The 7,739-nt window shown below is 30.2% G+C and carries 5 protein-coding genes; 4 read left to right on the top strand and 1 reads right to left on the bottom strand.

The genetic code is table 11. From position 1 onward, the window contains the following. Positions 1-29 precede the first annotated feature (29 nt). Positions 30-1,259, bottom strand: a complete 1,230-nt coding sequence (locus tag BN899_RS15485) for an aminopeptidase (RefSeq protein WP_042277325.1) — start codon at positions 1,257-1,259, stop codon at positions 30-32. A 379-nt stretch (positions 1,260-1,638) separates the two neighbouring features. Here BN899_RS15485 and BN899_RS15480 point away from each other — a divergent pair, with 379 nt between their 5' ends. From BN899_RS15480 to carB, 4 genes are all read left to right on the top strand, one after another. Continuing rightward, positions 1,639-2,457 carry a nitroreductase family protein gene (locus BN899_RS15480; RefSeq protein ID WP_042277322.1) on the top strand — a complete coding sequence of 273 codons (819 nt, stop codon included), beginning with the start codon at positions 1,639-1,641 and terminating at the stop codon, positions 2,455-2,457. 434 nt (positions 2,458-2,891) lie between these two features. After that, entirely contained in the window at positions 2,892-3,608 is a 717-nt protein-coding gene (gene pyrF / locus BN899_RS15470; RefSeq protein ID WP_042277317.1) for an orotidine-5'-phosphate decarboxylase, read from the top strand. Between the two features lie 12 nt (positions 3,609-3,620). Beyond that, positions 3,621-4,667 carry a glutamine-hydrolyzing carbamoyl-phosphate synthase small subunit gene (gene carA / locus BN899_RS15465; protein WP_042277316.1) on the top strand — a complete coding sequence of 349 codons (1,047 nt, stop codon included), beginning with the start codon at positions 3,621-3,623 and terminating at the stop codon, positions 4,665-4,667. 84 nt (positions 4,668-4,751) lie between these two features. Further along, positions 4,752-7,739: carbamoyl-phosphate synthase large subunit (carB, locus tag BN899_RS15460; RefSeq protein WP_042277313.1), on the top strand; the 2,988-nt coding region annotated here is incomplete at its 3' end.

Here is a 7,739-nt window from a genome sequence, read left to right as displayed (position 1 = left end):
CCTTTTTTATTTATAATGAAAAAATTTTACTAAAAAGCCCAGTTTCCGTCTTTAAATACTTGAACTTTTTCTCCATCGTGAGTTATACCAACTATATCTAAATCTGATGACCCAATCATAAAGTCAACATGAGTTAAACTATTATTTACACCATGATTATCTAGTTCATCATCTTTTAATTCATCTCCATCTTTTATACAAGTTCTATATGCAGAACCAAGTGCAAAGTGGCAAGATGCATTTTCATCATATAAAGTATTGTAAAATACTATATTAGTATCTGATATAGGAGATTTAAATGGAACTAATGCAACCTCTCCTAAATAATGAGAACCTTCATCTGTGTCTATAAGTTTTCCTAATGTTTCTTCACCTTTTTGGGCAGTGAAATCTACTATTTTACCATCTTTGAAAGTTAAAGCAAAATTATCTATAACATTCCCACCATAAACTAGTGGTTTAGTACTATGAACAACTCCATTTACTTTAAATTTATGAGGCATAGAGAAAACTTCTTCAGTTGGCATATTAGCATTAAATTCTACACCAGTTGGGTCCTCAGAAGCTCCACTTAACCATATATGACCTTCAGGTAAATCTAAAGTAAGATCAGTTTTAGAAGATTTATACTTTAAAGTCTTAAAGTTTTTATCATTTAAGAAATTCATTCTTAATTTTAAATCTGCGTTGTGTTTAGCCCAAGCTTCAACAGCATCTTGCCCGTCAACTCTTGAACACTTAAATATAGCATCCCATAACTTTTCTACAGCTTCTTTTGAATCTACATCAGGGAATACTTTTTTAGCCCAAGATTCAGTTGGAACAGAAACTATACTCCATTTACACTTATCAGATAAAGTATAAGATCTCCACTCCTTTAAAGCTATAGCAGAAGCTTTTTGAAAGTTTGCAACTCTCTGAGGATCAACATCTTTTAATAAATCAGGATTTTGAGCATAAATAGTTAAAAATGCTCCCCCTTCTTTTGCTATATCTACGTATTGTTCAGCTGTCCATTTTGGAAACTCATTAAACGTTTCTTCAGGTGCATTTAAATATTTTATTAAAGTACATTCTTCATCTGACCACTCGATATGTACATTTTTAGCTCCACATTTATAGGCATATTCTGAAACTTTTCTTACAAAAGGAGCACACTCTAGAGGAGATCTAACAAGTAGAGTTTGCCCAGGTTGGATATTAACTCCAACTTTTACTGCTAACTTAGCATATTCATCTAAATTTCTTTGAAATTCCATAAATTTAACCTCCTTAAATTACTTATTAATATACTTAATAAAGCTCTAATTATATTTTATTACAAATCTAATATAAAAATACTAATAAATAAAAAATATATGTAAATTTATACCAAAATATCTATTAAAAAAACATTAAAGAAAACCTATTATAGGAAAGACTATATTAATAAGATTAAATAAAGCATAAAAATAAAAATTAGTATAGAAAAATGTCGTATTTTAGAAGTATTTTTAGTTTAAAAGTAGGCAAAAAAAGCAAAAAAACTTATAATAGAATATGTATAAATTTATATAAAAATATATTTATCTAAAAATTAAAAATATAGAATATAAAAGATAAATTTTATATAGAAGGAAATTAATTAGGAGGAAGTAAATGGAAATATATGATGCAATTTTTTATAGAAAATCTATAAAAAGTTTTTCTAATAATGTAATAAAAGAATCTCTAATGGATGAAGTTAAGAAAGCCTGTTCAGAGATAAAATATATAAATAAAGAGTTAAATATAAAAGCACATGTTGTAGATAGGGGACATTTAATTCACTTCCTAATGGGTAAAAAATGTAGTATAAAAGCACCTCACTATATTGTTGTAACATCAAATAAGGGAGATGATTACTTACAAAATATAGGATTTGCCATGGAAAGCGTAGTTTTAAAATTAACTAGTTTGGGGATAGCTACTTGTTGGCTAGAATGTAAATTAAAAAGAGAAGATATATTAGAGTTTATTGAATTAGACGAAGCAAACGATTGTGAAGAAGATGAAGAAAACTTAGAGCAGAATTTAGAAGAACCAGTTTCCATAATAGCTTTTGGATACCCTGAAAGAAATGAAAGATTATTTAAATCTATAGATGAAGATTCAAAAATAGACAGAAAACGTATAAAACATATAGCTAGAAAATTAGATAGAAAATGGATTAAAGTTTTAAATGCAGTAAGACTATCACCTTCTATAAAAAATTGCCAACCATGGATGTTTTATAATAAGCAAGATGAATTATATATCTATGAAGAAAGACAAAAAAAGGCTATTGAAAATATGAGCAAGATAAGTATGGGAGTAGCTCTTAGGCATTTTGATATAGCATGTGATAAATATGGAATAGACGTAAGTTATGAAAAAACAAAAGCTAAGAAGAAAATGGGTAAAGATTATTTCATGACAGTTACTTTAAAACAACAATAATATAGTTATTATAAAATATAAAGAATAATTGAAAGAACAGTTGACATAAAAAGGAATAAGTGTGATAATTGTATACAAAGATAAAGCTTTAAAATGTCCCAGAGAGGATATGAAGCAATTAAAACTAACAATAAAATTCCTTGAAAGTAGTCCAGAGAGGCTAAAAAGGTTATGTATAAACAATTATTTAAATTTGTATTTACAACCTCTAGCTGGATTAGTTAGAGGTTTTTTAATGAAATTTTTTAATAAAAATATAAAATAAAAATATAATAAAGTCTTTTAAACTAGTCCCGAGAGGCTGGGAAAGATATCTGTATAGATAAAATCCTTATACCTCTTTTTGGTGTAAGGATTTTTTTTAGCAACGGATGAAGTCGTTGGCGATATGAACAGAGTGAATTTTGGGCTTTATTAAAAAAGGAGAAATTACAATGAGAAATGGAAAAGAAAAATTAATAGTTGCAATTGATACTAATGAATTTGATAAAGCTAAGGAACTGATAGATAAGCTAGAAGATAGTGTAGATATATTTAAAGTTGGTTTAGAGCAATACGTAGCAACTAGAGGGAAAACAGTAGATTATTTAAATGAAAAAGGGAAGAAAATATTCTTAGATCTTAAATTCCATGATATACCAAATACAATGCAAAGTGCAGTAAGAGCAGCAGTAAGAGATAAAGTATGGTTAATGACAATACATGTATCTGATATGGAAGGTATGAGACAATGTGCTTTAGCTGCTAAAGAAGAAGCAGAGAAGTTAAATATAGAAAAACCTATAATAGTAGGAGTTACTGTTTTAACTTCATTAAGCGATAAAGATTTATCTGATATAGGATGTAACATGACTACTGAAGAGTTAGCTATAAAGAGAGCTAAGTTAGCTAAAGAATCTGGAATAGATGGAATAGTTTGTTCAGCTCAAGAAGTAGATAAAATAGTTGAAGCTTGTGGTTCTGACTTTGTAACAGTATGTCCAGGTATAAGACCTGCTAGTTCTGAAGCAGGAGATCAAAAAAGAGTTGTTACTCCAGCTGATGCAATAAATAAAGGTGCTCACTACTTAGTAGTTGGAAGACCTATAACTAAAGCAGAAAATCCAAAGATAGCTGCAATAAGTATAGTAAATGAAATAGAGAATGCTTAGGAGGTAGGTCATATGAAGGGGAAATTAATATTACAAGACGGAACAGTATTTGAAGGTAAAGCTTTCGGTTATTTAGAGGATAGCGTAGGAGAAGTAGTATTCAATACTTCAATGACAGGATATGGGGAAGTATTAACAGATCCATCATACTATGGTCAAATAGTGACAATGACTTACCCACTTATAGGTAACTATGGAATAAATCTTGAAGATGTAGAATCAAAGGGAGTGCATGTAAAAGGATTTATAGTAAGAGAAAAAAGTGACGCACCTAATAACTTTAGATGCGAAATGGATATAGATACATACTTAAAGCAAAACAAAGTTATTGGTCTTGAAGGTATAGATACAAGAGCTTTAACAAAGATATTAAGAAATAATGGAACTATGAAAGGGATAATAACTTTAGAAAATGCATCTTTAGAAGATGTGAAGTCTAAATTAGACTCTTTCTCTAATACACAAGCAGTAAAAACTGTAACTAGAAAAGAAATTGAACATATAAAAGGTGAGGGAACTAAGGTTGCTGTTATGGACTTTGGAGTTAAGCAAAACATACTAAGATCTTTTAAAGAAAGAAATTGTGATATAACAGTATTCCCTGCTACTACTAAAGCAGAAGAAATATTAGGAATAAACCCTGATTTAATATTCTTATCAAATGGACCTGGAGATCCAGAAGATTTAGAAGATGTTATAGAAAATATAAAAGAATTAGTTGGTAAAAAACCAATAGCTGGAATATGTTTAGGACACCAATTACTAGCTTTAACATTAGGTGGTAAGACATCTAAATTAAAGTTTGGACACAGAGGTGGAAATCACCCAGTTAAAGATTTAGAAGAAAATAAGATATTTATAACGTCTCAAAATCATGGCTACTATGTATCACAAATGCCAGAAAACATGGAAGTTACTCATGTAAACTTAAATGATAACACTGTAGAAGGAATGAGACACAAAGAATTACCTATATACAGCGTTCAATATCATCCAGAAGCTTGTCCAGGACCAAAAGACAACGATTATATATTCGACAAGTTCTTAAAATTAATATAATAAAATTCGATTTGCTCATATCGCCAACAACTACGTATGTTGCTAAAAGAGTTAAAAATCGTGTATTAGATAAGGAGAAAGATTATGCCTAAAATAGATAGTATAAAAAAGACTTTAGTATTAGGTTCAGGACCTATAATAATAGGGCAAGCAGCAGAGTTTGATTACTCTGGAACACAAGCTTGCCAAGCTCTTAAAGAAGAGGGAGTAGAAGTTGTATTAGTAAATAGTAATCCTGCTACTATAATGACTGATAAAGAAGTAGCAGATAAAATATATATAGAACCATTAACAATCGAGTTTATAGAAAAAATAATAGAAAAAGAAAGACCAGATAGTTTATTAGCAGGAATGGGTGGTCAAACAGGACTTAACTTAGCTGTTGAACTTCATGATGCTGGAATATTAGAAAAATATAATGTACAAATAATAGGTACTTCAGTAGAATCTATCAAAAAAGGTGAAGATAGAGACACATTTAGAGAAGTAATGAGACAAATAAACCAACCAGTTGTAGTTAGTGATATAGTAACTAATTTAGAAGATGGTTTATTATTTGCGGACAAGATAGGATATCCAGTAGTTGTAAGACCTGCATACACATTAGGTGGAACTGGTGGAGGTATAGCTGAAACTGTAGAAGAGTTGACAGAAATACTTACTCAGGGATTACAATTAAGTCCAGTTAGCCAAGTTTTACTTGAAAAGAGCATAAAGGGATGGAAAGAAATCGAATATGAAGTAATAAGAGATGGAAATGGAAACTGTATAACTGTATGTAATATGGAAAATATAGATCCTGTTGGAGTACATACAGGTGATAGTATAGTTGTAGCACCAAGCCAGACTTTAAGTGATAAAGAATATCAAATGCTTAGAAAAGCATCTATAGATATAATAAATGCAATAGAGGTTAAAGGTGGATGTAATGTACAGATAGCTTTAAATCCAACAAGCTTAGAATATGCAATAATAGAAATAAATCCAAGAGTTTCTAGATCATCAGCTCTTGCATCAAAAGCCACAGGTTATCCGATAGCTAAAGTTGGAGCAAAAATTGCTCTAGGATATACATTAGATGAAATAGAAAATGCAGTAACTAAGAAAACTTATGCATGTTTTGAACCTACACTTGACTACGTTGTAGTTAAAATACCAAAATGGCCATTTGATAAGTTCAAGCAAGCTAATAGAAAATTAGGAACAAAAATGATGGCAACAGGAGAAATAATGAGTATAGGAAGTAACTTTGAAGCTGCCATACTTAAAGGAATAAGATCTCTTGAAATAGGAAAGTACTCTTTAGTTCATGCACCATCAGAAGAAAAAAGTATAGAAGAATTAAAGGCTAGTGTAGTAGTTCCTGATGATGAAAGACTATTTGACTTAGCTGAAATGATAAGAAGAGGCTACAAAATAGAAATGATAGAACAAATCACTGGAGTAGATAAGTGGTTTATAAATAAATTCAAATGGATAGTAGAGCAAGAAGAAAAACTAAAGGGAATGAAAATTGAAGACTTAAATAAAGATTATGTATTAGAGTTAAAGAAAAAAGGATTTTCTGATAAAGGTATAGCTGACTTAATGAAAATAAGCCCGGAAAGATTATGTGAATTAAGAAAGTTATACAACATACAACCAGCTTATAAAATGGTTGATACTTGTGGAGGAGAGTTTGATGCATTATCTCCATACTACTACTCAACGTATGAGCAATATGACGAAGTAGAAATAAGTGATAAAAAGAAAGTTATAGTACTTGGTTCTGGTCCTATAAGAATAGGTCAAGGTATAGAGTTTGATTACTGTTCAGTTCACTGTGTAAAATCTTTAAGAGCACAAGGAATAGAAACAATAATAATAAACAATAACCCAGAAACAGTAAGTACAGATTTTGATACATCAGATAAATTATACTTCGAGCCATTAACAGAAGAAGAAGTATTAAATATAATAGAAAAAGAAAATCCAGATGGAGTAATACTTCAGTTTGGTGGTCAAACAGCTATAAAATTAGCTAAGTTCTTAGATGAAAAGAAAATAAAAATATTAGGAACAGACTTTGTAGATATAGATGCAGCAGAAGATAGAGAAAAATTCGAAGAATTATTAGAAAAATTAGATATAAATAGACCAAAAGGTAAGGCTATATGGTCAGTTGAAGAAGGTATTGAAGAAGCTAAGAAGTTAGGTTACCCAGTCCTTGTTAGACCATCTTATGTACTTGGAGGTCAAGGTATGGAAATAACTTATGATGAAACTAAGTTAGCTACATACTTAGGCGATGCATTTAAAAGAGATAAGAAAAACCCTGTACTTATAGATAAGTACTTAACAGGTAGAGAAATAGAAGTTGATGCAATATGCGATGGAGAAAATATATTAATACCTGGAATAATGGAACATTTAGAGAGAGCTGGAGTTCACTCTGGAGATAGTATAACTATGTATCCTAGCCAAAATGTAAGTGATGAAATAAAAGCTAAAATATTAGATTACACTAAAAGAATTGCATTAGAGCTTAACGTACTTGGAATGGTTAATATACAATTTATAGAATTCCAAAATGAACTATACATAATAGAGGTTAACCCAAGAGCAAGTAGAACAGTTCCATACATAAGTAAGGTAAGTAATGTGCCTATAGTGGATTTAGCTACTAGATGTATGCTAGGTGAAAAATTAGTAGATATGGGATATGGAACAGGAGTTTATAAAGAGCCTAAATTAGTATCAGTTAAGGTTCCAGTATTCTCAATGTCAAAACTTGCTAGAGTTGATATAAGTCTAGGACCGGAAATGAAATCTACAGGAGAAGTTTTAGGTGTAGGAGAAAACTTGGAAGAAGCATTATACAAAGGATTTATAGCAGCAGGAAAAACTATGTCTGACAAGAGAGGTGTGGTACTTGCTACTATAAATAACTATGATAAAGATGAATTTATGGAAATAGCAAAAGATATGAAAGAATTAGGATATACTTTTGTTGCTACAGAAGGAACAGCTAAACTATTAAAATCAAATGGAATAGATGCAGATATAGTTAATAGAGTAGAAGAATCTAGACCC

Source organism: Faecalimicrobium dakarense (genome assembly GCF_000499525.1).
In the GTDB taxonomy this organism is placed as follows: domain Bacteria; phylum Bacillota; class Clostridia; order Peptostreptococcales; family Peptostreptococcaceae; genus Faecalimicrobium; species Faecalimicrobium dakarense.
Note: the sequence above shows the minus strand (reverse complement) of the source record. Positions and strands in the feature narration are given on the sequence as shown.